Source organism: Allorhizobium sp. Av2, from assembly GCF_021462805.2.
GTDB lineage: Bacteria > Pseudomonadota > Alphaproteobacteria > Rhizobiales > Rhizobiaceae > Allorhizobium > Allorhizobium vitis_G.
This window is the reverse complement of the sequence record NZ_CP192696.1, coordinates 613,631-638,015: the sequence shown is the minus strand read 5'-3', so window position 1 is coordinate 638,015 and position 24,385 is coordinate 613,631. Positions and strand designations below refer to the sequence as shown.

The following is a 24,385-nucleotide window of genomic DNA, read 5'->3' as shown; positions in this document are numbered from 1 at the left end:
CCCAGTTCAGATCGGCTGACGAAGCTCGCCGACATGCAGGCCGCTGTCGCTGTCCTTGGCGCTTTTCTTGACACCGGCGATCTCGGCGGACAGTCGGCTGACATCATCAATGACCAGCCCCTGCGGCAATTCCAGCACGCCGATGGAACAACGCATCAGCGGAAAATCGCGGTCGATACCATGACGGTCGGTGCCACGAATACGGCCTTGCGCCCGATCTTCCGGCGAATAGAGAGCGGCGACATCGCCGTGGAAATCCGAGAGCAGCCGGTTGAGGATTTCCAGCACCTCCTCGCCGGTCCAGCCGATCAGACCGATGAAAAAATCATCGCCGCCGACATGGCCGAGAAACACGCCATCGGCGAAGAAATAACGGCGCATCAGCGCGGCAAACAGCGAAATGGCGTGATCGCCGAGGTGAAAGCCGTAGTGATCGTTGAAGGGTTTGAAACTGTCGAAATCGCAGTAGCAGAAATGGCGAAGGTCATCGCTATCACGACCACTGTCCTGCATGAAATCGCGAATGGCGCGATTGCCTGGCAGGCCGGTCAGCGGGTTCTGCTCCTGAGCGGTCTTCAACTGCTTTTCATTGATGATGCGCACCAGCGAGGCCGCAGAAACCACGCCCGCATAGCGCAGGTTTTCGGTCAGCAGCACGCAATCGCTGCCTTCGGTATTAGAGAAGATCGCCATCAGCCGGTCGGCATCGGCATCGAGCCCCACGACTGGAGCGTGATCGACGAATTGCGATATGGTCCGCTCATAGACCTTGTTCTTCAGAAGATCGCGCCCGAAGGGCTGATAGATATATTCCTTCAAATGCACTTCGTGGATGATGCCGCGCGGCTCACCATTGGCGTTCAGCACCGGAAAGAACGACTGGCGCGGATTGCGGCGAAACAGGTCGAACACGCTATCGACACTGTCGTTTTCATAGACTGTCGGCAGGCGCTCGATCTGCTTGCGGATCAGGATTTCGTCCAGCGACTGGCTGGAGCGCCGTGACTGGCCGATATCCTTCAGATGCCGATAGTGGGATTTCAGCTCAGCCAGATGGGTGGTGGGCCGGGCAATGTACCAGCCCTGGACGAGATCCACGCCAAGCTCGCGACAGGCGATGAACTCGCCTTCCGTCTCGATCCCCTCGGCAATCACCCGCACGCCAAGCACATGGGCGGTCTGGACGATGTTTTTCACCAGATGGCGTTTGCGCGAATGACTGTCCAGCCCTGAGATGAAATGCCGGTCGATTTTCAGATAGTCGATGGGGAAATCGCAGAGCAGCTTCATCTCGGCATGGCCAACGCCGAAATCGTCAATGGCAATCTTGAAGCCGGCGCTGCGCAGCCGCACCATCAGACCGGCAAATTCCGGCACTTCGGTATTGTTGAACCGCTCCGATAATTCAAAACACACAGACGACGGCGCAATCCCGGCGGCGCGCAGATGCGCCAAAAGCCCGTCGATAATCGTCTCTCCTTGCGCAATCAGCCGCACATCGAGATTGAGAAACAGCGTATAGGCCGCATGATCGGGCAGGCTGGCAAATTTGGCCAGCGCCCTGCTCGCCACCATCTGCTCCAGGGCCAGCAATTGACCCGTTTCATGGGCCTGGTCGAGAATATCGAGCGGGGTCTCAAAGCCGATTCGTTCCTGACCGCGCATCAGCGTTTCATAGCCGAAGACCGCCCCGGTCTGAACCTCGACAATCGGCTGCATGGCATTTTCCATCACGACTTTCGCCAGCGTCAGCAATTGATCGCTGGCATAGCGGCGCAATACTCCGCGTTCCGTCGCAACCGCTACCATTGAAAATATCCCTGCGCCCAAATTGTTTAAGTTTACGGCACGGTGACGGCAAAGCCTGAAGGAAATCTTTACCGGGGATGAAAGTTTTGTGACAGTCCCCGGACTGGCTAAGTCCACCGGGTGTCAGCCCACGCTCGGCAATCATCTGGACCTCAGACCGGCATCCCGCTGGCTGATTTTTATTGATTGATCAGTCAATCAAGAATAGATTGATGATCATCAGAAAGGATAGGCCATGCCGAAACTGGGAATGGAGCCGCTCAGACGAAAAGCCCTTGTCGATGCGGCCTTGAAAGCCATCGGCACGCATGGCTCGCTGGCTGTCACCATGTCTGAAATTGCCCGCACCGCCGGGGTTTCTCCCGCTTTGGCCCATCATTATTTCGGCTCCAAGCAGCAATTGCTGATCGAAACGATCCGCTCACTGTTGAGACAATTGCAAGCCGATGCCGCAAGCGCGCTGACCGCGGCAACCACCCCGCGTCAACGGATTAGCGCCGTGATCCGCATCAGCTTCCAGGCCGACCAGTTTACGCCCGATACCGTGGCAGCCTGGCTTGCCTTCTATTCCGAGGCGCAACGCTCGGAAGCAACCCGCCGCCTGCTGGTGATCTATGCCCGGCGGTTGCGCTCCAATCTGGTCGACGCCCTGCTGCACCTGACCAGCCGGTCTGATGCTGCGCGTATTGCCGAAGGCACGGCGGCGATGATTGACGGGCTGTATATTCGCCAAAGCCTGCGGGCAGCGCCGCTGTCCATTGATGCCTCTGTCACGCTGGTGGAAGATTATGTGAACAGCCAATTGCACGCCATTGATCGGGAGACCCGCAGCCTATGAGCAAGCCCAATATTCTCATCATCATGGTTGATCAGCTCAACGGCACGCTGTTTACGGATGGCCCGGCAGACTGGCTGCATGCACCGCATTTGAAAGCGCTGGCGGCCCGCTCTGCCCGGTTTCAAAACAATTACACATCTTCGCCGCTCTGCGCCCCTGCCCGCGCCTCCTTCATGGCCGGACAATTGCCCAGCCGCACGCAGGTTTATGACAATGCGGCGGAATATGTGTCGTCCATACCCACTTACGCCCATCATCTTCGCCGCGCGGGTTATTACACCGCGCTTTCGGGCAAGATGCATTTTGTGGGGCCGGATCAATTGCACGGCTTTGAAGAACGGCTGACCACCGACATTTACCCCGCCGATTTCGGCTGGACACCGGATTATCGCAAGCCCGGTGAGCGGATCGACTGGTGGTATCACAACCTCGGCTCCGTGACGGGTGCGGGCGTGGCCGAAATTACCAACCAGATGGAATATGATGACGAAGTGGCGTTTCTGGCCAATCAGAAGCTTTATCATCTGAGCCGTGAAAATGATGATGCAGATCGTCGCCCGTGGTGCCTCACCGTCTCCTTCACCCATCCGCATGACCCGTATGTGGCCCGCAAACAATACTGGGATCTCTATGAGGATTGCACCCATCTTCTGCCAGACGTCGGTGCTCTAGCGGATCAAGACCCGCATTCCAAGCGGCTGATCCATGCCTGTGATTATGACAATTTCAACGTCACGGAAGAGGACATCCGCCGCTCGCGCCGCGCCTATTTCGCCAATATCTCCTATATTGATGACAAGGTGGGCGAGTTGATCGACACACTGACCCGCACAAGGATGCTGGACAACACCACCATCCTGTTCTGCTCCGACCACGGCGATATGCTGGGCGAGCGGGGGTTGTGGTTCAAGATGAATTTCTTTGAAGGCTCTGCCCGTGTGCCTTTGATGGTGGCAGGCCCCGGCATTGCCCCCGGTCTGCATCTGGCGCCCACTTCCAATCTGGATGTCACGCCGACACTGTGTGATCTGGCCGGGATTTCCATGGATGAGATCATGCCCTGGACCGATGGCATGAGCCTGAAAGGCATGATCAGTGGCGAGGCCCGCACCGCGCCTGTGTTGATGGAATATGCCGCCGAAGGCTCCTATGCGCCGATGGTGTGTATCCGCGAGGGGCAATGGAAATATGTGCATTGTGTGCTCGATCCCGACCAATTGTTTGATCTTGAGCGTGATCCGCAAGAGCTGACCAATCTGGCCGCTGATCCGGCTTATGCCGATGTTCTGGCCGATTTCACCGCCAAGCGCGAAGCCCGCTGGGACATGGCCCGCTTTGATGCAAGCGTGCGTGAAAGCCAGGCCCGCCGCTGGGTGGTCTATGAGGCGCTGCGCAACGGTGCCTATTATCCGTGGGATCACCAACCGCTGCAAAAAGCATCTGAGCGCTACATGCGCAATCATATGGACTTGAATGTGCTGGAAGAAAGCAAACGCTATCCGAGGGGAGAGTGACGATGCTGACCATCTGGGGCCGTAAAACATCCTCGAATGTGCAGGCGCTGATGTGGTGCGTTGGTGAACTTGGTCTCGACTATGTGCGCCATGACATTGGCCATCGCTATGGTGGCAATGACACGCCAGAGTTTTTGGCGATGAACCCGAATGGCACCGTGCCGGTTTTGCAAGACGGTAATGGTGACTTTCTGTTTGAGACGGGAGCGATCCTTCGCTATCTCGCCAGCCGTTATGCATCGTCTCCGTTCTGGCCCGATGATCTGGCGGGTCGCACCCGTGTGGACATGTGGGCTGAATGGTCCAAAGTGAATATTGCGCAAGAGTTTACCGCGCCGATTTTCTGGCGTGTGGTGCGCACTGCACCAAAAGACCGTGATCCCGCCGCCATTGCAAAGGCCATGGGCGTGCTGGGCGCAAAGCTGGATATTGCCGAACAGCGACTGGCAAACCACGCCTATCTGGTGGGCGATGAACTGACTTTGGCCGATATTCAATTCGGCCATGTGCTGTTTCGCTATTTCGATATCGACATCACCCGCCCAGAGCGCCCCGCCCTTCACCGCTATTATCAAAACCTGACCACGCGCCCCGCGTTTCGCGAGCATGTGATGGTGTCTTACGAAGAATTGCGAGTTTTATGATGGAAGCCCAACCCAAAGCCTCTCATTTCATTGATGGCGAATACGTTGAAGACGCAAGCGGCACTGTGATTGAAAGCATCTACCCCGCCACTGGCGAGGTGATTGCCAAGCTTCATGCTGCCACGCCTGCGATTGTGGAACGGGCCATTGCTTCGGCCAAGCGGGCGCAGAAGGAGTGGGCAGCCCTTAGCCCTACTGCCCGTGGCCGCGTGTTGAAAAAGGCCGCCGAAATCATGCGGGAGCGCAACCGTGAACTCTCCGAGCTGGAAACGCTGGACACTGGAAAACCGATTCAGGAAACCATCGTGGCAGACCCGACATCGGGCGCGGATAGTTTTGAGTTTTTTGGCGGTATCGCAGCGGCAGGACTCAACGGCAGCCATATTCCGCTAGGCAATGATTTTGCCTATACCAAACGGGTTCCCCTTGGCGTCTGTGTTGGCATTGGCGCATGGAACTATCCGCAGCAAATCGCCTGCTGGAAATCGGCCCCGGCCTTGGCGGCTGGCAATGCCATGGTGTTCAAGCCATCAGAAATGACGCCGCTGGGGGCTTTGAAGATTGCCGAGATTTTGATGGAGGCGGGTGCGCCGAAGGGCGTATTCAACGTCATTCAGGGCGATCGGGAGACGGGGCCTTTGCTGGTCAATCATCCTGATGTGGCCAAGGTGTCATTGACGGGATCGGTGCCAACGGGGCGGAAAGTTGCGGCTGCTGCGGCTGGGCATTTGAAGCATGTGACCATGGAGCTTGGCGGCAAATCGCCTCTGATCGTGTTTGACGATGCCGATGTGGGCAGCGCCATTTCCGGCGCGATGCTGGCGAATTTTTACTCGACGGGACAGGTTTGCTCCAATGGCACGCGGGTGTTTGTGCACACGGCCATCAAGCACACCTTCCTTGAGCGCTTGAAGGCCCGCACGGAAGCCATTGTGATTGGCGATCCGCAAGATGAGGCCACCCAGATGGGGCCTTTGGTGTCGATGGCACAGCGGGAAAAGGTGCTGTCCTATATCGATAAGGGTAAGGCAGAGGGTGCTACGCTGATCACGGGCGGCGGCATTCCAAACAGTGCATCCGGCACCGGAGCCTTCATTCAGCCCACAGTCTTTGCCGATGTGACTGATAGCATGACCATCGCCCGCGAGGAGATTTTTGGCCCGGTGATGTGCGTGCTGGATTTTGATGACGAGACTGATGTGATTGCCCGCGCCAATGCCTCCGAATTTGGCCTCGCAGGCGGCGTGTTTACCGCAGACATCACCCGCGCCCATCGCGTGGTGGATCAGCTGGAAGCCGGAACGCTGTGGATCAACACCTATAATCTCTGCCCGGTGGAAATGCCGTTTGGTGGCTCCAAACAATCCGGCTTTGGTCGCGAAAACTCGCTGGCGGCGCTGGAGCATTATTCGGAGTTGAAGACGGTTTATGTGGGCATGGGGAAATGTGAAGCGCCGTATTGAGGGGTACATCGATGTCTAGCAAAGTAAATATATATGTTTTTTCTTCAAAATCGATAACCAACATATGGGCCGGATACGGTGCTCAAACTTGGGCCGTTTCAATTGGAGAAGATGCATCCAATAATGCGGGAAAAAAGACCAAAAGCAAAAGGATGACGGTTGGGTCGTTCGGTATTCTTTACTGTGAACCATGGAAAGCCTTCACTGTTCCTTTTGTTACAATTTCAGCACCAGATCTTGATAAAAATGAAGAAGAAATTTGGGACGGTACGTGGATGCTGCCATTCCGGTTTAAAGCTTTAGGAAATCCAAAAAGCAGAATGCCCGGATCAGATATTAGTAAGTTACCTGGTGCAGCAAGAGAAGGTATAACGAATTACAGCCATTATCTCAAAGTCCAAGGCAACCTTGCATTCACTACTTCAGCAATTGATGCGGAAGATTGGGAATACATTATCAGAGAGCTTGCGTAGGATATGCAACAGGCAGATTTCATCATCATCGGTTCCGGCTCGGCGGGCTCGGCCATGGCCTACCGCCTTTCGGAAGATGGCAAGCACACGGTGATCGTGCTGGAATTTGGCGGATCAGACATTGGCCCCTTTGTGCAAATGCCAGCCGCCCTTGCCTTTCCGATGAATATGGACCGCTACAATTGGGGCTATGTCACCGAGCCGGAGCCACACCTCAACAATCGCCGGATGATTGCGCCGCGTGGCAAGGTGGTGGGTGGCTCGTCCTCCATCAACGGCATGGTCTATGTGCGCGGCCATGCGGAGGATTTTAACCGTTGGGATGAGCTCGGAGCTACTGGTTGGTCCTATGCGGATGTGCTGCCCTATTTCAAGCGCATGGAGCACAGCCACGGCGGGGAAGACGGCTGGCGCGGCGCCGATGGCCCCTTGCATGTGCGCCGGGGCGAGGTGAAAAACCCGCTGTATCAGGCTTTTATTGATGCAGGTCAGCAGGCAGGCTTTCCCGTCACCGAGGATTACAATGGCCGCCAACAGGAAGGCTTTGGCCTGATGGAACAGACCAGCTGGCAAGGCCGCCGCTGGTCCACCGCCAACGCCTATCTGAAACCAGCGCTGAAGCGTGACAATTGCCTGATGATCCGCTGTTTTGCCCGCAAGATTGTGCTGGAAGGCCGCCGCGCTGTTGGCGTGGAAGTGGAGATTGGTGGCAAGATTGAGGTGATCCGCGCCAACCGCGAGGTGATTGTTGCCGCATCCGCCTTCAACTCGCCCAAACTGCTGCTGCTGTCTGGCATTGGCCCTGCGGCACATTTGCGCGAGATGGGTATTGATGTGGTAGCGGATCGGCCCGGCGTTGGCCAGAACCTGCAAGATCATCTGGAATATTACCACCAGTTCAAATCGAAACTGCCCATCACCCTGCATTCCAAAAACAACTGGTTCTGGAAGGGCGTGGTCGGGGCACAATGGCTGTTCTTCAAACAAGGCCTTGGCACCTCCAACCAGTTTGAAGCGGCGGCGTTTATCCGCTCAGGCGCGGGCGTGAAATGGCCGGACCTGCAATATCACTTCCTGCCGATTGCGGTGTCGTATGATGGAAAATCCTCGGCGGAAGGCCACGGTTTTCAGGCCCATGTCGGCTATAACATGTCGAAATCCCGCGGCTCCGTCACCCTGCGCTCACCCGACGTGAAGGATGCGCCGGTGCTGCGCTTCAACTATATGAGCGACCCTGAAGACTGGGTGAAATTCCGCCATGCCGTGCGGATCACCCGCGAGTTTTTTGCCCAAAAAGCCTTTGATCCCTATCGGGAATCCGAAATCGCACCGGGATCGAAAGTGCAAACCAACGACGAAATCGACGCCTTCCTGCGCGAACATCTGGAAGGCGCCTATCACCCCTGCGGCACAGCCAAAATGGGGCGCATAGATGATCCGATGGCGGTTGTTGATCCGACCTGCAAGGTGATTGGCGTCGAAGGCCTGCGAGTGGCGGATTCATCGATCTTCCCGCATGTCACCTATGGCAATCTCAACGGCCCCTCGATCATGACCGGCGAAAAGGCATCCGATCATATTCTGCGCCGTGATCCCCTACCCCGCAGCAATCAGGAACCGTGGATTAATCCGAATTGGGAGTTAAGTGATCGGTAAGACATCACAGCCGATAGGGAATGCGGATGCCGGGATGGTTGCCCGGCAAATCCTTGGTATCGCGGGTTACCAGCACCATGTCATGGGCCAGAGCACTTGCCCAGACAATCGCGTCAGGCAGTTTCAGCCGATGCGCCCGCCTCAAAGCAACGGCGCGCTCGGCCACGGCCTGATCGATGGCGATGCAGCGAAAACTGCGCAGAAAGGCAGCGGTTGCCTGCCCATTCTCATCGGATGCACCAACCATGACCTCCATCCAGGTCACCATGCTGATCGCCTTTTCCTCGTAAAGCGAAAGCTCCTGCCTGGCCGGTTCCTTGCCATTCAGGAAATCGATCAAAATATTGGTATCGAACAGTGCTTTTACCATTCGTCGCGCAGGGCCTGCTGATAGGCAAGGCCATCCGGCTGGTTTTTCCAGAGACCAAAGCCGTGATCCAGATCGGGCTGCTGCCGTTCTTCCAGCAAAGATGCCACGGCTTGGCGGATCAACGCTGCCCGGGAAATTTTTTCCTGGCGGGCAATCCGGTCCAGCTCCACAACGGCATCGTCATCAAGATCGATCAATGTTCTCATCATACACCTATCATATATCGCTATATGATATACATCGACCCATGGTTACAATCAAGCCGGCGCGAGACACCGCTATCGCCGCACCAGCTGCCTTACCCCGCCGCTGATCAACAGCGCGGTATCGACAACGGCTGGCAAAGCTTCGCGCTTGCCGCTGACGGCGAGGTAGCGGGGTTGCCAGTCGGGGTCGAACTTGGCCTTGAAGGCGTGGACGCCCTTGAAATTATAGAGCCGCTCGCCGTTCTCATAGACCAGACGGCCAAGGCGGTGCCAGAGCGGGGCGGTGGGCCGGGCCGACAGGCCGGACAGCGGGGCCATGCCCATGTCGAGCTGGCGATAACCTTCCGCTTTCAGATGCAGCATGATCTTCACAAACAGCAGGTCCATCATGCCACGATGCGTGCCGGGCAGATGCCGCATCAGGTCGATGAAGGCGTCCTGTTTTGTCTCGGTGGTCAGAATATTGGCAAAGGCGACAATCCGGCCTTCAAGGCGAATGACAGCAACCGGATGGGCGCAGAGATAGCAGCGCTGGAAGGTACCGAGCGAAAAGCCCTTTTCCCCGGCCTTGTGATGGGCCAGCCAGACATCCGAAACGTAAGCCAGTTCATCCAGTAATTCCGACACCTCGGCTGGCGGCACGATGGAAAATTCCAGTCCGTCGCGTTCGGCGCGGTTGATCGAGCGGCGCAGTTTCAGCCAGTCGCCGCCTTTCAGGTCGAAGCGGTGCAGATCGACAATCGCCTGATCGCCCAGCTTGAACAGCCGCAGGCCCGCATCCGCCGCGACAGGCAGAAAGTCCGGGGAGACCTGGTAGAAGGCGACGCGGCAGCCGCAAGCCTTTGCCTCCTTCAGCAATTTCGTAACCAGCTGCGGCCAGGCGGTCCGTGGTCCGACCGGGTCGAACAGCACGACGAACCGACGGCCGCGGCGCGCATACATCAGGAAAGCGTCACCCGCATTGGAAAACAGCACCTGCTTGTCGCCGAGCGCCACCAGGCCTGCCGCCGCCCGGGAATTTTCCCGCACGATGCGCCCAGCCAATTGTGTATGAGCAGGTGATGCACCCGCCCGAACCGGCCTGATCTGCTGCTGAACAACACGGCCAGCCGCGATGGCACCCAGCAATGACAGCGTCGCTAAGCTCGCGCCGCCAATATCCTGATGCAGTTTGTAAACGAGACCAAGCTCAGCCAAAGGCTCCAGCAGGAATTCAATCGACAGCAGCGACAAAGCCGCAAGGCCAAGCGCCAACATCAGGCGCAGGAGCTTGCTGGCCGCATGCCAGCCAAGACCTATTCCGGCAACCAGGAAAAATCGTCCGGGCTTGATTGAAACGTCGGTTTCCAATGCATTCACCATCAGCCCCGACGTCCTTCGCCCGAGAAATATTAGGGATTATTCACTCTGCCATGCTTATGGCAGCGCCCGGTAAACATGTCGTGAAGCGGATACATGAACAATCGGTAAAATACCAGACCCGTGCAGGCGCAAAGGCCATTGCCGCCCTTATGGTCAAGTGACGATTTTTGAAAACCCGTCGCCAATGTTTGTCCCAAATCGCTAAATCCCCAACCTTCTAAATCTCTTGGGATTTCATCGATTTCGATTTAAGGAATGATGCAGTATCCATCTGGGAGTTGCCTCATGCCGCGTTCCACGCCCTCGAAAATGCTGCGGCGCTCGCGCGCGCTCAGCGGTTCCTGGCGCATGTGGAAAATGCGGCTGGTCTTCTGGGCCGGTGCCGGTGCCATCGGCGTGGTCAGCGTCGGCTTTGCCTGGCTGGCGGACCGCGCCCAAGGGCTGTTTCACACCATCACCCACGCCACACAATGGACCTTTCTTTTTCCGCTTCTGCTGACACCCGCAGGCTTTGCGCTTTGCGCGCTTCTGGCGGGCAAGGTTTTCCCGGCCTCACAAGGCTCCGGCATTCCCCAGGCGATTGCCGCCCGTCATATCGATGATCCGGCTGGGCGCAGCCGATTGCTGTCAATGCGGATCGCTATCGGCAAGGTGCTTTTGACCGCAATCGGTCTGCTCTGCGGCGGATCGATCGGCCGTGAAGGACCGACCGTGCAGGTCGGGGCCTCCATCATGCTGTTTTGCGCCCGCATTGGCGGGATGGCGCGGGCAGATGGGCTGATCCTGGCCGGATCGGCAGCGGGCATTGCCGCTGCGTTCAATACGCCGCTGGCCGGGATCGTCTTTGCCATCGAGGAAATGAGCAAGACCTATCACTCCCGCGTCAACAGCCTGGTTCTGATCGCTGTGATCGTTTCCGGCCTTGCAGCCCTCGGTCTCGTCGGCAGCTATACCTATTTCGGCACCGCCAATCCCACCGTCTCCGGCTTGCGCGATTGGATGCTGGTCGGCCTGTGCGGCATTGGTGGCGGCGCTTTCGGCGCGCTGTTCAGTGCGGGGGCGCTGACCTTGATGCGCCGGATACGCCGCTGGACGCAGCTGTCGGCAATGCCCTTGCGGCGCGCCGTTCTGCTCGCCGCCATTTGCGGACTGGGCGTGGCGCTGATCGGCATCCTGACCGGAGGCGCCACCTACGGCACCGGCTATGAACAGGCGCGCGGCGCGGTGGAGGGCCAAGCCCTGCCGCTGCTGTTTTTCGCGCAAAAGCTGGCGGCCTCGTTCCTGACGATGATTTCCGGCATTCCGGGCGGGATTTTCGCACCCTCCCTATCGGTTGGGGCGGGGCTCGGCAGCACCGCCGCCAGCCTGACCGGCTCGAGCATTGCGCTTGGCGCCATCCTCGGCATGGCCGGCTATTTCGCCGGTGTCGTGCAAGCGCCAATGACCGCCTTCGTGATCATCATGGAAATGACCGCCAGCCACGACAGCGCCATCGCCATCATGACCGCCGCCATGCTGGGCTATGCGACGTCGCGGCTTCTGTCCCGCGAGCCGCTCTATCACGGCCTGTCCCGCCCATTCCTCGCTGAAGCGATCCGCGCCAGCCGGGCGGCGGAGCGCAGCCAAAGCTGAAAGTTACAACAACTGCGAGAGGGATTGTACGCTGGTGTTGACGATAGACAGGGATTTGATGCCGAGTTGCTCTCTCGCCTGTAGCGCTTTCAGCCGGCTGGATTCCAGGTTCATGTCGGTATCGACCATGTTGCCAACACCCTTGCTGATCGAGCCTTGCAGGTCCTTGGAGAATTCATACTGCATCTCCACCCGGTTGCTCATCGCGCCCAGCGTGCTCGCCACGCCGTTCATCCGTTCCGCCATGGCATCGACCACCTTGATCATGTCATCAATATCGGCATTCGTGGTGCTCTCTTCCAACCTGATCTCGTCATAGGTCGTCGACGCCTTGGCGCCATTGAACATCACCCAGGTCTTGGCGGTGCCAAGTTCGGTCGCAAAGCCCGAACCGGTGAGGATGCCCCCTTCCCCATCGACATCGTCGATCAGGTAATTGACCTTGGACGTGCCGGGCTCGCCGCCGACATTGTAATCGATGGTGTTGATGCTGATCACACCAGCGCCATCGCGCACGAAGGAGCCGACCAGATTGCGATTGTCCTTGTCGCTGGCGGCATCGCGCAACAGCCAGTTTTCCTTGGAAAAGGAGGAGGATTCGGCAATGGAGCGGAATTGATCGCGAATCTCGTCCAGTTCGGTATTGATCTTGTCACGTGAGGTGCCACCTTCACGCGCCAGCACCAGACGCGCCTTTACATCCATCATCAGGTCTGTCGATGTGCTCATGCCGCTTTGAGCCGTGTCCAGCACGCCAGCGGCCATGGACAAGGCATCCTGCACCGCAGACAAGGAACGATTGTCGGAGCGCATCGTCGTGGCAATCGACCAATAGGCGGCATCGTCCGCCGCGGTGGCGACCCGGTAACCGGTCGTCACCCGCGCATGGCTGTCGTCGCGGCTGGACACCGTATGGCGCAGGCTTTGAAGCGCGGTATAAGCCGCAACATTGGTGTTTTTACTCGTCATACGCTTACTCACATACTCAGTACAAAACAGGTCCAGTACAAAACAGTCAAAACACAAGCCGTCCGCAACACTGGACAGCATGTCACCTCGCTGTCGCGAGGGCTGGAAACATTCCGTCACCCGACGACAACAGGAAACCATTCGTGGATGCGCAGGCAACCACGTTCAACGGCTCCAAAGTCCGATTTTCCCCAAACAGATGCCTCCGCCAGACACCCCCAAAAGACCGATTTTCGCAAAAGCGGATGGATGATTTATAGGGCCGTTAAGGTTAAGTCCTGCCCAAGGAAGATGGTGAACGGAGAATAAAGAGCGGGCTTTTGGGATTAACTTTCTGGATTTTGCCCTTCGTCGCACACACCGCAGCGCCTGTTGCGACGAGAGCATCGCGCGGCAAAACGGAAACAGAACCATGCGATAATATTTTGTTTTTAAATACTATTCTCCGAGAACTGGGCGCCCGCATTTCAGTATGGCACCCTTTTGAAGAGGCTATCAATGATGAAAAAAATGTGCCCTCGTTTCTGCCCCCATTGACTTTCATGGGTGTCAATCGATATTCGATGGTAACGGCAATGGATTCTGCCGGGCATGATGCCGAACCGCTTCCCTGATGAAGCCGATGACTCCTACTCAACACGCCAAGGCGAAGGAGTAGAGTCATGTCCAGAATTTCCAGGCTGTTTTATCCAATTGAATTTGCTGTTACGGGAGCGTCAAAATGAGGACGGTCCCAGCATTTCCTGACCTCCGTTTATTTATTGGTCTTCGTTTGCGCCAGATCCGCAGCCTGGCGAAATGGATCGTCGTCACGGTGCCGATGGCCGTCATGGTGGGTTCGATTGTCGCCCTGTTTTTGTGGAGCCTGGATGAAGCGACCCGGCTGCGGTTTGCATTTCCTGATCTGATCTACGCCATGCCAATTGCCGGGTTTGCCATGGTCTGGGCCTATCAGCGCTTTGGCAAATCGGCCGAGGGCGGCAATAACCTGATCGTCGAGCAGATCCACGAGCCGGGCGGCGGCGTGCCGTTGCGCATGGCGCCGTTCATTCTGGTCAGCACGGTGCTGACCCATCTGGTCGGCGGATCTGCCGGGCGGGAAGGCACGGCGGTACAGCTCGGCGGCAGCCTTGCCAGCGCCTTTGCAAAGCTCTTCCGGCTGGCACCCGGCGATGTCCGCATCCTGCTGATGGCCGGAATTGCCGCAGGCTTTGGCGCTGTCTTCGGCACGCCAATTGCCGGCGCGGTGTTTGCCCTGGAGGTGCTGACCATTGGCCGGATGCAATATGAGGCCTTGCTCCCGGCTCTACTGGCTGCCGTGGTGGCCGACTGGACCTGCCAGGCCTGGGGGGCGAGCCATACCCATTACGTCATCGCCTATCTCAAGAGCATGCCGGATAGCGGCGGATTTCACCTCGATGCACTGATCATGCTCAAGGTGGTGTTTGCCGGAGCGGTGTTCGGGCTGGCGGCGCATGGGTTTGCTGAGATGTCCCATCTGGCAGGTGCCGCTTACAAAGCCTTGATTCCTTCTGCACCCCTGCGCCCGGTGGCGGCCAGCGCCATTCTGCTTGCCCTGGTCTGGCTGCTTGGCACCCGTGATTATCTGGGATTAGGCGTCTGGTCACCCAATCCGGGCGATGTCACCATTCTCAGTTTTTTCCGCCCGGATCATGTGGATGCCTGGAGCTGGGCCTGGAAGGCGCTGTTTACGATCGTCACCCTCAGCGCCGGTTTCAAGGGCGGTGAAGTCACGCCGCTGTTTTTCATCGGGGCGGGCCTTGGCAATGCACTGGCTGGCCTGACTGGCGCGCCGACCGACCTGTTTGCCGGTCTCGGCTTCGTCGCCGTGTTTGCCGGGGCCACCAACACACCGCTTGCCTGCATGATTATGGGTCTGGAGCTGTTTGGTGCCACCCATGCCGTCTATATCGCCGTCGCCTGTTTCACCGCCTATCTCACCAGCGGTCATTCCAGCATCTACCTTTCACAGCGCATCGGTGTGCCAAAGCATGCCGCCGGTCAAATCCCCTTGGGCATCGCGGTGCGCCATCTGCGCGTAAAGAGATCTGCACCAAGTCAGGAAGACAACGACAAAAGCCGCAACAGCGAACCCCTGGATCAGGCATTTTGCGATGACCACCAACAAGGAGGGCCAAAATGCCGGTAAAACAGCTTGTAGACCAGTACCGCGCCTATATCGATTGCCTCAACCGCCAGGCGTGGGACGAATTGGGCCTTTTCGTCGATGCCGAGGTTCGCCACAACGAGTGCTTGCTCAAGCTTCACGGCTACCGCGAAATGTTGGTTCAAGACTTTATCGATATACCGGACCTGCGGTTCGACATTCAACGGATCGTCTGCGAACCACCGCAAATTGCCGCACGCCTCTGCTTTGATTGCTCTCCCAAAGGCCTGTTTCTGGGAGTGCCCGTTCATGGGCGCCGGGTAGCTTTTACAGAAAACGTCTTCTATGAATTCAACGGATCGAAAATCGCCAATGTCTGGTCGGTCATAGACAAGGTCGCCATCGAGGCTCAACTTCGATAGCCATCTCGCGCCAACGCTTGAAGTGGTTGTTTTCGACAGAGTATGATTTACTCGTCCGGCGCGTCCGAGGGCTGAATGGCATGGACCAGTCTTTGAACAATCTCTCTTTTGACGCGGGCTTTTTTGCCGCCCGCCTCTACAAGCTCTTTCAGGAATTCTGAAAACAGCCGTGCTCGTTGAAAGACAATCGAATGGTTGGAGGATGCTGCCAAAAATGTGTCGATCGATGGCACATGCGCGATCTTGACCATATGCAAATGGTCCATCCAGAAATGATTATAATAGGGATTGGTAAATTCCGAGGCCGAGAAAATGGCCGCCGCCATGCCGGTCCGGCTGGACGTTCTGTAAAGGTCTTCGATATCGAGCAGATAGTCCGGCGTATGCTGCACCGCCAGCGAGGGTGATATGTTCAGCCGGCGCTTCAAATCCGCGTCGGGAAAGGTTTGCGGCGAACAGGCAAGTACGTCGTAATGAGGACACATGGCACCAAGCGCCAGCGCTGCATAGCCGCCGGAAGACTGGCCAAACACCAGGCAGGGCCGGCGACCGATAGGTTGGCGCCCTATATAGCGACGCAGAAATGCCGCGATACCATCGATATCAGGAAGTAAATTCGACCCGCCATACCACCAGCTGACCGTATCCTGGAAATAGAAAACCCTTGATCCGAGGCCTCTGGCCACCGACAGCATCGAAAAGCGCTCAAGATTTCCGCCGAAGATCACGAGATCGGTCTTGCTCGATCCGTCTCCTTCGAAAACCACGCAGCCCAACTCTTCGGAAAGCGCATTCAGCTCGAAAATCAGATGTCGCAACTCATCCAGCGTCAGGGAAGATAACGATGTCGGGGAATATTTGAAGGATATGCCGTGATTGACGATATCCTGAAAATCTACATTCACGGCTCGGAACCTTCAAAGCATGCTTGTCTGCGACATTGGTAATCGATCTGATTTGCATTAGCAAACCATCAACACGCCGTTTCCCATTGAATTTACCAGGCTCCCACAGTGTTCTCGGCACGCCCCTCCCCAGTGATTGGAACTCAAATCAGCCAGAATCGTTGAGAGACCTGGAGCAAGCGGTTGCGGATTGCATCTCTATCGGTTGCCCACAATCGAAGGAGTAGAAAAATGCTGAAATTCATTGGTGGCACGATCGGTGCAATTTTCCTGATCGGTCTGATCGTCGTCGTCTTGCTGCTCAAGCTCATATTTTGACAGGGCGGGCTTTCAAAAGCCCGTTTCAGGCGCTCATCCAGCAAAAGTCTCGCCCGTTTTCGAAAACAATCCACTTTTGCTTTCGACCATCAACCTTCCGACGTCGATCTCAAAAATGTGGCATCGGAAGAGTGGCTGGGGCGCCTGGATTCGAACCAGGGATGGCGGTACCAAAAACCACTGCCTTACCGCTTGGCTACGCCCCATCACAATGCGCACGGATCAATGATGCCGCGCGTTTGGCATGCCGGTCATTAGCAAAAGCGCGCACGGGCTGCAATCGCTGATTTGATATTTTCCGTGGAAAGCGTCGAGGACCATCATCATTCAAAGGTTAAGAAATTACGGAACGATCCCCGGCTCCATCTGTTGTGATGATGAACCACCACGAAACAGAAAAGGACTTAGAGATGACAAAGATTAATGAAGCAAAGATCCTTATTCTTGCCACTGATGGCTATGAGCGTTCGGAATTGCGGGTTCCGCTGGATCAGTTGAAGGCCAAGGGCGCATCAGTGACCATCGCCTCCTTGAAGAAGCAGCCGATCAAAAGCTGGGACGACAAGAACTGGGGTGACACGGTCGATGTCGACCTCACTATCGAAGAAGCTTCTGCCAGCAATTATGATGCGCTGGTCATTCCCGGTGGCCAAATCAATCCGGATATCCTGCGGGCCGATGCCAAGGCCGTTCAGCTGGTGCGCGATTTCGTCGCGTCCGGCAAGGTTGTCGCTGCTGTTTGCCATGGGCCATGGCTGCTGGTCGAAGCTGATGCGCTGCGCGGCCGTCAGGCAACATCCTATGCCTCGATCCGCACCGATGTGAAAAATGCCGGTGCGCGCTGGGTTGACCAGACTGTGGTTGCCGATCAGGGCATTATCACCTCGCGAAATCCCGGCGATCTCGATGCGTTCGTCGCAAAAATCGTCGAGGAGGTCGAAGAAGGCCGCCATGAGCGGCGCGCCGCCTGATCTCTTTTCCCATCTGAAAATGGAGCACCCCTTCCCCAGGAACGGGGTGCTTTCTTTTGGTGCGTCAACAGCTTTACTCCGCAACCAGCATGCTTATCATAGGATTTCTTAGAGACACGCTTGTGTGACAAGGATTTCGACATGCCCGGATATTCCGCTCGCCCGCCTGCCATTTCCACGCTTTTGATCGATGATGCCGTGGTGCGGGTGACACGCTGGGATTTCGAGCCGGGTGCCGCCACCGGCCATCATGTCCATGGACTTGGTTATGTCGTGGTGCCGATGACGGATTGCGACTTCCTGATCGAGGACACAGCCGGCGAACGGCGTGTTACCAGCCGGGCTGGCGAGGCTTACCGGCGCGAGGCGGGCGTGGAGCACAATGTCGTCAATGGCGGCACGCTACCGATGAGCTTTATCGAAATAGAATATAAATGAGGGGCCTGCCGTGTCTGTTCCCCAACCATGTCTGTTCCTGGCACCGTTCGCCCTTGAGTTCTGATAGATCATGACAACCCAGCCCCATATTAGCCAGCCACACATCAGCACCGATTATCGTGCCGACCATGGACGCCGCGTGCCCATTATTGGCGGCGTTGAACGGGTCACCGCCAATAATCCTTCCGCCATGACCTATATGGGCACGAACACCTATATCATCGGCGAAAAATCCGTTTGTGTGATCGATCCCGGCCCCGATAACCCTGCGCATTTTCATGCTTTGCAATTGGCGCTGCGCGGTCGCGAAGTCAGCCATATCATCGTCACCCATACCCACCGCGACCATTCCGGCCTTGCCCTTCGGCTGCAAGAGCAGACCGGCGCGAAGCTGGTGGCCGAGGGTCGACACCGGCTGGCGCGCCCCTTGCACCCTGGCGAGACGGCGGCGTTTACCGAGAGCGGCGACCGGGATTTCGCTCCTGACATCACCCTTGGCGATACCGAGCGTCTGGAGGGGGACGGTTGGACACTGGAAACCGTGCTGACCCCCGGCCACGCCGCCAACCATGCCGCCTTTGCACTTGTTGGAACCGGCATCCTGTTTTCCGGCGATCATGTCATGGCCTGGGCGTCAACGGTGATCGCGCCGCCCGACGGATCGATGCGCGATTACATGGCCTCGCTGGATGTTTTGCTGGCGCGCGACGACCTGGCCTATCTGCCCGGCCATGGCGGGCCGGTCCTGTCTCCCCTCGACCACGTCTCCAGGCTGAAAGGCCATCGACTGAACCGTGAAGAAGCCATTCTGGCCCGTGTTCAGGCCGGAGACAGGACGATAGACGAGATGCTGGCCGCCATTTACCACAATATCAGCCCGGATCTCTACAAGCCCGCTGTCCTGTCGATTTTGGCGCATCTTGAAGATCTGGTGGCAAGGGGCGCCGTTCGATGCGAGGGGCCAGCCTTGGCAGACGGCCGGTTTCATCCGGCTTGATCGGCATATGAGCTGAAGATATCACCGGTCCGATCAGCTATCACTGGCTGGCGATGCCCAGCAATTCGCCATCCAGTGCGGTCAGGTAGCCATTGGCGATGGCGGCGGCAAAGCCGAGATCGTGGGGACCGTAGCGGCTGGAAACCCTGATATCGACGAGCACCGTCTCCTCTTCTTCCCGCAGCCGAATGAGAATATCGAAGGGGAAGCCCAGAATGAAATTGCGGGTGGTGGCCTGAATGCGGATCACCCCAGGCGGCTCGTCATCGGGAATGAGATCCTGGGCTTGCGGCTGGGGACGCGGGGTTGGCACCGGCACGGGTGCAGGCCCGGCGGGCGTCCCGGAGGCTGGCGCCGGGGCCTGGAAATCCGGGCGGGCATAAGCGGCCCCGCGCGTCGCCGTTACGCTCCAGCGCTGGTCGGACGCCACTTTGCGCACCGCCTGATAAACCCGGTCCAACGCTCCGTCATAGCGGCGCACGGTCAGGGTTGGATAGGCCTCGGCCTGTAGACGGGCTTGCACAACGGCATCGGTTGGCGGGCGCGGCAGCCAGCTGGATTTCGACGCTGGGGACAAGATCCAGCCAGGCGGATCGGTGAGGTCGCTGACCACTTCATAAAGCTCCGGCCGGGTCTGGTAGCGCTCAGCGGCCAGCCCCAACACCGAAAGCAGCAGAGCCGCAATGACCAGCGCCCGGCTGGCGGCCATGCCGCCCTTGGCGCCAATCGACCAGAGCCGCCAAAGGCCCCAGAGAGCAAACGGCACCGAAAGCGCCGCCAGCCCGCCGCAGAGCAGAACCGCAAGCACGAAGCTCGGCATGGACAGCGGACCGAAACGGAACCCAAGCCAGGCCGCCACCAGCAGCAGCAGGGACAAAGACGCCAGCCGCCAGGCCCAGCGGGCGGCAATGGAAACGGGACGAGTGAAACGGATGGTCATGCGGAATGCGCCGTCTCCAGATCTTCCGCTGAACAATGTCTGAAACCGATGGCGAGGTCTGAAATTGTGCAGCAGGTATAAAAATTTCGACTATCTCAAAGGCATCAAAAGGCCCATTCGATGACCGGACGGTGCCAGCTTTCAATGCATCTACAGCCTTGCAGCCGGAAACCGTAGTCTCCCTCACCCCATACCGCATAAATCCCCCGGTCGGAATCGTTTTCAGAAACTATGCCGCAAAACATCCTTGGCGCACTTGATAAAACGCAAGGCGCCGTGCCAGGACTTGCGGCATATATGATCCATGATGACTCGCTACAATAGCTTATTTCTATTGTGTAATTTCATCCGTGGCGCCAACTGGAACCGAGCAATCATGCAATGAAGAAGTGGTGCGATCAGGCTGACCTGTCGATCTTTTCTGACTGCCATATCCACACCTTTGATGTAAAGGACCAGGAATTCAGCAATTTTCAGTTGCTTTACTCTTAAGTTCAGGTTGTCCTGTTATCAAGGCTTATTAGAATGTTTCAATATTGCCTTCGGACTGTGTTTCGAACAAAACCGGTGGGGAGAGCCTTGGGAGGGGTGCATGACATGAACCGACATAGAAGCCTTGGACTCATAGGTGTCCAGCTTTATCAATGGCTTGAGATATCTGCAAAGTGACTATCACTGCGCGTTTTCAATGATTTCCGATAGGAAATCAAAAGCGGAGGACGCAGTCGGCGATAACGGCATCCATGATCCTTGCCGATGCCGATACGCGGATCATTCATCCACGTGAATGTCCGCCGTGACAGCAAATGAGTGCGCAAGCAAATGACCGGGGGCGGAGTGGGGAAGAAAATCAGGACGTCAGGCAATCGCCTGACATTGAACGAAGTGGCGGAGAAAGTCGGCGTCAGCCCGATTACCATTTCAAGGGCGCTGAACAAGCCGGAAAAAGTCTCTCCGGGACTGCGCGAAACGATTCTGAAAATCGTCGAAGAGCTTGGCTATGTGCCAGACTACGCCGCGCGGGCCTTGGCGAGCCGAAACAGCAATACGATCGGCGTCTTGTCCTCGCTGCTCGGCACCAATATTTTTCCCAGGGTCATGAAAGGCATCGAGGATCGGGCCCGGGGCACGGGCCTGCGCATCCAATATGTCAATACGCGCTACGATCCCGATGAAGAGCTTTACCAACTCAGACAGTTTTTCGCCCAGAAGCCGACAGGCATCATCATTGGTGGCGTGCAGGTCGATCCGCGGGTGACGGAAATGCTGCATGAGGCGCCCTGCCCTGTCGTGCAGTTTATCGATATCAGCTATCCGCCAGTCGATATGGCCATCGGCATCAACAATGCCGCCGCTGCCGATGTCGCCATCCGGCATCTGCTGGATGTGGGCTACCGACGGATCGCCTTTTGCTCAACCGGTACCGATATTCCCGTCCGAATGCGGCTGGAGAGCTATCGCAACCGGCTGAAGGAAGCAGGGCTCTACAATCCTGATCTCGAAATCAATGTGGACGCCAACGATTGCTTCGGATCAGCGGGCAAGACGCTCGATACATTGTTTGCCGCCGATCCCGATGTCGATGCCATCTTGTGTTGTCACGACGACCTGGCGCTTGGCCTGCTGTTTGAATGCCAGCGGCGCGCTATCAGTATCCCCGACCAGCTCGGGCTGTGCAGCTTCACCGACCTCGATTATTGCGCCCACACCGTGCCTGGCCTGACGACGGTGCGCACCCCGCTCTATCAACTCGGCTACCGCGCCACTGACATGATCATCCGCTCCCAGGACAAGATCCGTCAGAAACATACGACGGATCTCGGTTTCGAACTGATCGTCCGAGGCTCCACCCGCCGTCCGAAAGCATAAACCATATGGCGGCTGACCAGCCGCCAACCGGGGCTTGAATATCAGCCCAAAACCTGTAGACAGACCCCGAACGCGACCGCCGTTATCTATAGAACGGGGTCGGGCGGCCGATTGACGTCACGCTGCTGCCACGAGATCACGTGGCCGTTCTTTTGGTTTTGAGTTTCTCTCCTTGGGAAACCCAGCGGTATTCTCCTCACACAGATTTTTCTGTTTTCGTTTGTCTTTTCGGGACAACCTGTGACCGTTTTTCCCCGACAAACTCTATGGCGTAGAGCACCTTCTTGAAACGTCAGTTCATCCGCCACGGCAAGATTAGATGTCTGGAGTGCTCGCAGAGCCTCATTAAACGCGTTTTGCCAAGTCCATCGCGCGCAGCCTGAGCCAGGCCTTGAAGAAGCACGGCGTAAAGATCGGACAAGTCCTGAACAGGCGTGTCATCGCGTAGCTTGCCCGCGCGGACATCCGTTTTCAACCGTTCGGCTATCTGTTCCGAGCGTTGCCACCTCAGTCGCGTCAACACTTGCTCCAGTTCCAACCCCCTCGGCGCATTGCTAGCGACAGAGTTAACCACGAAACAGCCACCGGGCGTATCCTGGTGCGTAAACAGCTCAATGGCTGCCTCAAACATGGCTTCTATGCCACTTGCGGCATCCGGCGCATCATTCAAGGATTGAAGCAGTTGGCGCGCATAGGCCTCACGATAATAATCAATCGTCTCAGCAAACAAAGCTTCCTTTGATCCAAACGCCGCGTAAATACTTGGCGAATTGATCTGCATCGCCTCAACAAGATTGTGCATGGAGGTTGCCTCAAAACCGTTTTGCCAAAACGCCATCAGCGCCCTGTCCAATGCGTGTGTGCGGTTAAAATTCCTTGGGCGTCCTCGCTGAGCCATCATTCCCCTTTCTGTGTCGATCAACATATAAATCTCTCGACAGGATGAGTCCAACATTCTATTTTGTGCTGATTGACACATAAATGGGTGATGGATGTCCGACTTCGATTTTTCAGGCAAAACGGTTGTTATTACCGGCGCAGGCAGCGGCATCGGACGCAGCATTGCCTTGGGCTTTGCCAAGGCGGGAGCAAAGACAGTGATCGCCGGACGACGGCTCTCAAACCTCGAAGAGACTGCTAACATAATCCGCGATGCGGGTGGCGACACCCTCCCCGTGGTGACCGATGTGACCGACGAGGCATCGGTGAGAGCCTTAGTAAAACGCGCTGGTCCCTTGCATATTGCTGTGAACGCAGCAGGAATCGTGGCTGGTGGTTCGCTCGATGACATGGAGGCGGAGGCGTTTACCCGGATCTTCAATTCCAATGTGACCGGGCTTTGGCTCACAATGAAACATGAGATCCGCGCCATGAAAATGACGGGCGGCGGCGCGATCGTCAACATCGGCTCGAATGTTGGAGCGCGGATCGTTCGCCCGACCATGGGGGCATACGCCGCCTCCAAAGCCGCCGTCAGCAGCTTGACGCGCACAGCCGCGCTGGAAGCCATTTCCCATGGTATCCGTATCAATTGCCTTTGCCCAGGCCCAGTGGACACACCACTTTCCATGCGCCCTGGGGAAGATCGTGCCGCACGCGATGCGCGGATAGCAGCCACCAATCCCTCCAAACGGGTCGCACGCACCGACGAGATTGCGGCCAATGCGCTTTGGCTAGCCTCGGATTCGGCGTCCTACATTATTGGTCAGGATGTGATTATTGACGGCGGGGCATGTGCCTGATGATCGCCATCGCGGCACGAACCCCTTGATGTTCAATCTCTGGCCAATTTGTAAGCTGAAACAGTGAATACCAATCCCAATGTCGCGTCTATCCACCGCTGCGCGCGGCTGTAAATTGACACCATTTTTGGCGTCGAAAACGCAATCGCTATCAGCGTATAGAAAACGACAGAGAAGGATATTGTGCCAGCAAGAACCGCAAAGACTGTCCACAAGGGCGCACCAGGCTCTATGGCAAGCGAAATGATAGCGACCCAAGTCAGGATCGCTTTTGGATTGGTGAGATTCAAAGCGCATCCTCGCAAGAAGACGTGTGAGGCTTTGTATTCTTTCTTACCTGTCAAATTGACACTCAGGTCATAATTCGAAAATGCAGATCGAAATGATTTCCAAGCAAGGTATAAAAGATACAAACATCCAAAAAGACGGATAAGATCGAGCACACCAGCATAAGCGGCCAAGAGCGTAGACAGACCGAGGAATGACAGAGCGCCCCAAGCAAGCGCACTTACAGCGATACCGAGCCCTAACGCGATACCAGCCTTTCGACCAGATTCCATCGATGTTCCCATGGTTGCCAACATTGCTGGGCCAGGGCTGATTGCCGAGATAATATATGTTGAGTAAGCGAGCATGATGCCCGGCCAATAAGAATGGATAGAACCCATATTTATTTCCTCGCAACCAAGCCAATAAATTCAATTATTATTGAACTTTGC

At 56.9% G+C, this 24,385-nt stretch carries 24 protein-coding genes, 1 tRNA gene and 1 riboswitch; of the genes, 15 read left to right on the top strand and 10 right to left on the bottom strand.

Going from position 1 to position 24,385, the window contains the following annotated elements; genetic code table 11:
- Positions 1–6: 6 nt before the first annotated feature.
- Complete coding sequence (locus FS819_RS03040; RefSeq protein WP_156548234.1) at positions 7–1,809, bottom strand: GGDEF domain-containing protein; 1,803 nt, start codon at positions 1,807–1,809, stop codon at positions 7–9.
- A gap of 235 nt (positions 1,810–2,044) precedes the next feature.
- Between FS819_RS03040 and betI the strand changes: the two genes are divergently transcribed.
- Genes betI through betA form a run of 6 tightly spaced genes read left to right on the top strand, consistent with a single transcriptional unit; the run spans position 2,045 to position 8,397 of the window.
- Positions 2,045–2,647 carry a transcriptional regulator BetI gene (gene betI, locus FS819_RS03035; protein WP_156548236.1) on the top strand — a complete coding sequence of 201 codons (603 nt, stop codon included), beginning with the start codon at positions 2,045–2,047 and terminating at the stop codon, positions 2,645–2,647.
- Complete coding sequence (betC, locus tag FS819_RS03030; RefSeq protein ID WP_156548238.1) at positions 2,644–4,161, top strand: choline-sulfatase; 1,518 nt, start codon at positions 2,644–2,646, stop codon at positions 4,159–4,161. The genes betI and betC overlap by 4 nt, the downstream gene beginning before the upstream one ends.
- Positions 4,162–4,163: 2 nt before the next feature.
- Positions 4,164–4,805 (top strand): glutathione S-transferase family protein, encoded by a 642-nt coding sequence (locus tag FS819_RS03025; protein ID WP_156548240.1) that lies wholly within the window; start codon positions 4,164–4,166, stop codon positions 4,803–4,805.
- Positions 4,805–6,268, top strand: coding sequence for a betaine-aldehyde dehydrogenase (gene betB / locus FS819_RS03020; protein ID WP_156548788.1), 1,464 nt, complete (start codon positions 4,805–4,807; stop codon positions 6,266–6,268). The genes FS819_RS03025 and betB overlap by 1 nt, the downstream gene beginning before the upstream one ends.
- A gap of 11 nt (positions 6,269–6,279) precedes the next feature.
- Positions 6,280–6,741, top strand: a complete 462-nt coding sequence (locus tag FS819_RS03015; protein WP_156548242.1) for a hypothetical protein — start codon at positions 6,280–6,282, stop codon at positions 6,739–6,741.
- 3 nt (positions 6,742–6,744) lie between these two features.
- Positions 6,745–8,397 carry a choline dehydrogenase gene (gene betA, locus FS819_RS03010; protein WP_156548244.1) on the top strand — a complete coding sequence of 551 codons (1,653 nt, stop codon included), beginning with the start codon at positions 6,745–6,747 and terminating at the stop codon, positions 8,395–8,397.
- Between the two features lie 4 nt (positions 8,398–8,401).
- Here betA and FS819_RS03005 read toward each other — a convergent pair whose 3' ends face one another.
- The 3 genes from FS819_RS03005 to FS819_RS02995 form a co-directional block, all read right to left on the bottom strand.
- Positions 8,402–8,767, bottom strand: coding sequence for a type II toxin-antitoxin system VapC family toxin (locus tag FS819_RS03005; protein ID WP_156548246.1), 366 nt, complete (start codon positions 8,765–8,767; stop codon positions 8,402–8,404).
- Complete coding sequence (locus FS819_RS03000) at positions 8,761–8,976, bottom strand: ribbon-helix-helix domain-containing protein (protein WP_234624788.1); 216 nt, start codon at positions 8,974–8,976, stop codon at positions 8,761–8,763. The genes FS819_RS03005 and FS819_RS03000 overlap by 7 nt, the downstream gene beginning before the upstream one ends.
- A gap of 69 nt (positions 8,977–9,045) precedes the next feature.
- On the bottom strand, positions 9,046–10,335 hold the full coding sequence (locus tag FS819_RS02995) for a phosphatidylglycerol lysyltransferase domain-containing protein (protein WP_156548248.1): 1,290 nt from the start codon (positions 10,333–10,335) through the stop codon (positions 9,046–9,048).
- A 285-nt stretch (positions 10,336–10,620) separates the two neighbouring features.
- Between FS819_RS02995 and FS819_RS02990 the strand changes: the two genes are divergently transcribed.
- A complete protein-coding gene (locus tag FS819_RS02990; protein WP_234624787.1) occupies positions 10,621–11,967 on the top strand; it encodes a chloride channel protein in 1,347 nt (448 codons plus the stop codon).
- 3 nt (positions 11,968–11,970) lie between these two features.
- Here FS819_RS02990 and FS819_RS02985 read toward each other — a convergent pair whose 3' ends face one another.
- Positions 11,971–12,936 (bottom strand): flagellin N-terminal helical domain-containing protein, encoded by a 966-nt coding sequence (locus FS819_RS02985; protein ID WP_180640259.1) that lies wholly within the window; start codon positions 12,934–12,936, stop codon positions 11,971–11,973.
- 562 nt (positions 12,937–13,498) lie between these two features.
- A riboswitch (Fluoride riboswitch) is annotated at positions 13,499–13,575 on the top strand.
- Positions 13,576–13,657: 82 nt separating this feature from the next.
- On the opposite strand from FS819_RS02985, the gene FS819_RS02980 reads away from it, so the two are divergent.
- Both FS819_RS02980 and FS819_RS02975 read left to right on the top strand, forming a co-directional pair.
- A complete protein-coding gene (locus tag FS819_RS02980) occupies positions 13,658–15,106 on the top strand; it encodes a voltage-gated chloride channel family protein (RefSeq protein ID WP_156548254.1) in 1,449 nt (482 codons plus the stop codon).
- A complete protein-coding gene (locus FS819_RS02975) occupies positions 15,097–15,486 on the top strand; it encodes an ester cyclase (protein WP_070167702.1) in 390 nt (129 codons plus the stop codon). The genes FS819_RS02980 and FS819_RS02975 overlap by 10 nt, the downstream gene beginning before the upstream one ends.
- A gap of 47 nt (positions 15,487–15,533) precedes the next feature.
- Here FS819_RS02975 and FS819_RS02970 read toward each other — a convergent pair whose 3' ends face one another.
- Positions 15,534–16,391 carry a hypothetical protein gene (locus tag FS819_RS02970; protein ID WP_156548256.1) on the bottom strand — a complete coding sequence of 286 codons (858 nt, stop codon included), beginning with the start codon at positions 16,389–16,391 and terminating at the stop codon, positions 15,534–15,536.
- Between the two features lie 231 nt (positions 16,392–16,622).
- Between FS819_RS02970 and FS819_RS02965 the strand changes: the two genes are divergently transcribed.
- Positions 16,623–16,709 carry a small membrane protein YohP gene (locus FS819_RS02965; RefSeq protein ID WP_444875226.1) on the top strand — a complete coding sequence of 29 codons (87 nt, stop codon included), beginning with the start codon at positions 16,623–16,625 and terminating at the stop codon, positions 16,707–16,709.
- A gap of 132 nt (positions 16,710–16,841) precedes the next feature.
- On the opposite strand, the gene FS819_RS02960 is transcribed toward FS819_RS02965, so the two are convergent.
- Positions 16,842–16,915, bottom strand: a tRNA-Gln gene (locus FS819_RS02960).
- A 204-nt stretch (positions 16,916–17,119) separates the two neighbouring features.
- Here FS819_RS02960 and FS819_RS02955 point away from each other — a divergent pair.
- The 3 genes from FS819_RS02955 to FS819_RS02945 all read left to right on the top strand — a co-directional run bounded on the left by FS819_RS02955 (position 17,120) and on the right by FS819_RS02945 (position 19,115).
- Entirely contained in the window at positions 17,120–17,680 is a 561-nt protein-coding gene (locus FS819_RS02955) for a type 1 glutamine amidotransferase domain-containing protein (RefSeq protein WP_156548258.1), read from the top strand.
- Positions 17,681–17,821: 141 nt separating this feature from the next.
- A complete protein-coding gene (locus FS819_RS02950; protein ID WP_060719036.1) occupies positions 17,822–18,118 on the top strand; it encodes a cupin domain-containing protein in 297 nt (98 codons plus the stop codon).
- An 88-nt stretch (positions 18,119–18,206) separates the two neighbouring features.
- On the top strand, positions 18,207–19,115 hold the full coding sequence (locus FS819_RS02945) for an MBL fold metallo-hydrolase (protein WP_409050065.1): 909 nt from the start codon (positions 18,207–18,209) through the stop codon (positions 19,113–19,115).
- A 40-nt stretch (positions 19,116–19,155) separates the two neighbouring features.
- On the opposite strand, the gene FS819_RS02940 is transcribed toward FS819_RS02945, so the two are convergent.
- Positions 19,156–20,055 carry a DUF1499 domain-containing protein gene (locus tag FS819_RS02940; protein ID WP_156548260.1) on the bottom strand — a complete coding sequence of 300 codons (900 nt, stop codon included), beginning with the start codon at positions 20,053–20,055 and terminating at the stop codon, positions 19,156–19,158.
- Between the two features lie 837 nt (positions 20,056–20,892).
- Here FS819_RS02940 and FS819_RS02935 point away from each other — a divergent pair.
- Positions 20,893–21,924 carry a LacI family DNA-binding transcriptional regulator gene (locus FS819_RS02935; RefSeq protein WP_234624786.1) on the top strand — a complete coding sequence of 344 codons (1,032 nt, stop codon included), beginning with the start codon at positions 20,893–20,895 and terminating at the stop codon, positions 21,922–21,924.
- A 292-nt stretch (positions 21,925–22,216) separates the two neighbouring features.
- Here the strand turns inward: FS819_RS02935 and FS819_RS02930 are convergent, their stop codons facing one another.
- Positions 22,217–22,849, bottom strand: a complete 633-nt coding sequence (locus FS819_RS02930; RefSeq protein WP_234624785.1) for a TetR/AcrR family transcriptional regulator — start codon at positions 22,847–22,849, stop codon at positions 22,217–22,219.
- A 67-nt stretch (positions 22,850–22,916) separates the two neighbouring features.
- Between FS819_RS02930 and FS819_RS02925 the strand changes: the two genes are divergently transcribed.
- Entirely contained in the window at positions 22,917–23,666 is a 750-nt protein-coding gene (locus FS819_RS02925) for an SDR family NAD(P)-dependent oxidoreductase (protein ID WP_156548264.1), read from the top strand.
- A gap of 32 nt (positions 23,667–23,698) precedes the next feature.
- Here FS819_RS02925 and FS819_RS02920 read toward each other — a convergent pair whose 3' ends face one another.
- Positions 23,699–24,334 (bottom strand): LysE family translocator, encoded by a 636-nt coding sequence (locus FS819_RS02920; protein WP_156548266.1) that lies wholly within the window; start codon positions 24,332–24,334, stop codon positions 23,699–23,701.
- Positions 24,335–24,385: the final 51 nt, after the last annotated feature.

What these genes read in the sequence shown, in the direction of transcription:
- FS819_RS02985 (WP_180640259.1), bottom strand. Translation starts at nt 12,936, where the DNA reads ATGACGAGTAAAAACACCAATGTTGCGGCTTATACCGCGCTTCAAAGC.
- betI (WP_156548236.1), top strand. Translation starts at nt 2,045, where the DNA reads ATGCCGAAACTGGGAATGGAGCCGCTCAGACGAAAAGCCCTTGTCGAT.
- FS819_RS03040 (WP_156548234.1), bottom strand. Translation starts at nt 1,809, where the DNA reads ATGGTAGCGGTTGCGACGGAACGCGGAGTATTGCGCCGCTATGCCAGC.
- FS819_RS02965 (WP_444875226.1), top strand. Translation starts at nt 16,623, where the DNA reads ATGCTGAAATTCATTGGTGGCACGATCGGTGCAATTTTCCTGATCGGT.
- FS819_RS02980 (WP_156548254.1), top strand. Translation starts at nt 13,658, where the DNA reads ATGAGGACGGTCCCAGCATTTCCTGACCTCCGTTTATTTATTGGTCTT.
- FS819_RS03015 (WP_156548242.1), top strand. Translation starts at nt 6,280, where the DNA reads ATGTCTAGCAAAGTAAATATATATGTTTTTTCTTCAAAATCGATAACC.
- FS819_RS02930 (WP_234624785.1), bottom strand. Translation starts at nt 22,849, where the DNA reads ATGTTGATCGACACAGAAAGGGGAATGATGGCTCAGCGAGGACGCCCA.
- FS819_RS02990 (WP_234624787.1), top strand. Translation starts at nt 10,621, where the DNA reads ATGCCGCGTTCCACGCCCTCGAAAATGCTGCGGCGCTCGCGCGCGCTC.
- FS819_RS03000 (WP_234624788.1), bottom strand. Translation starts at nt 8,976, where the DNA reads ATGATGAGAACATTGATCGATCTTGATGACGATGCCGTTGTGGAGCTG.
- FS819_RS02950 (WP_060719036.1), top strand. Translation starts at nt 17,822, where the DNA reads ATGCCCGGATATTCCGCTCGCCCGCCTGCCATTTCCACGCTTTTGATC.
- FS819_RS02940 (WP_156548260.1), bottom strand. Translation starts at nt 20,055, where the DNA reads ATGACCATCCGTTTCACTCGTCCCGTTTCCATTGCCGCCCGCTGGGCC.
- FS819_RS02995 (WP_156548248.1), bottom strand. Translation starts at nt 10,335, where the DNA reads ATGGTGAATGCATTGGAAACCGACGTTTCAATCAAGCCCGGACGATTT.
- betA (WP_156548244.1), top strand. Translation starts at nt 6,745, where the DNA reads ATGCAACAGGCAGATTTCATCATCATCGGTTCCGGCTCGGCGGGCTCG.
- FS819_RS03005 (WP_156548246.1), bottom strand. Translation starts at nt 8,767, where the DNA reads ATGGTAAAAGCACTGTTCGATACCAATATTTTGATCGATTTCCTGAAT.
- betB (WP_156548788.1), top strand. Translation starts at nt 4,805, where the DNA reads ATGGAAGCCCAACCCAAAGCCTCTCATTTCATTGATGGCGAATACGTT.
- betC (WP_156548238.1), top strand. Translation starts at nt 2,644, where the DNA reads ATGAGCAAGCCCAATATTCTCATCATCATGGTTGATCAGCTCAACGGC.
- FS819_RS03025 (WP_156548240.1), top strand. Translation starts at nt 4,164, where the DNA reads ATGCTGACCATCTGGGGCCGTAAAACATCCTCGAATGTGCAGGCGCTG.
- FS819_RS02920 (WP_156548266.1), bottom strand. Translation starts at nt 24,334, where the DNA reads ATGGGTTCTATCCATTCTTATTGGCCGGGCATCATGCTCGCTTACTCA.
- FS819_RS02975 (WP_070167702.1), top strand. Translation starts at nt 15,097, where the DNA reads ATGCCGGTAAAACAGCTTGTAGACCAGTACCGCGCCTATATCGATTGC.
- FS819_RS02925 (WP_156548264.1), top strand. Translation starts at nt 22,917, where the DNA reads ATGTCCGACTTCGATTTTTCAGGCAAAACGGTTGTTATTACCGGCGCA.
- FS819_RS02955 (WP_156548258.1), top strand. Translation starts at nt 17,120, where the DNA reads ATGACAAAGATTAATGAAGCAAAGATCCTTATTCTTGCCACTGATGGC.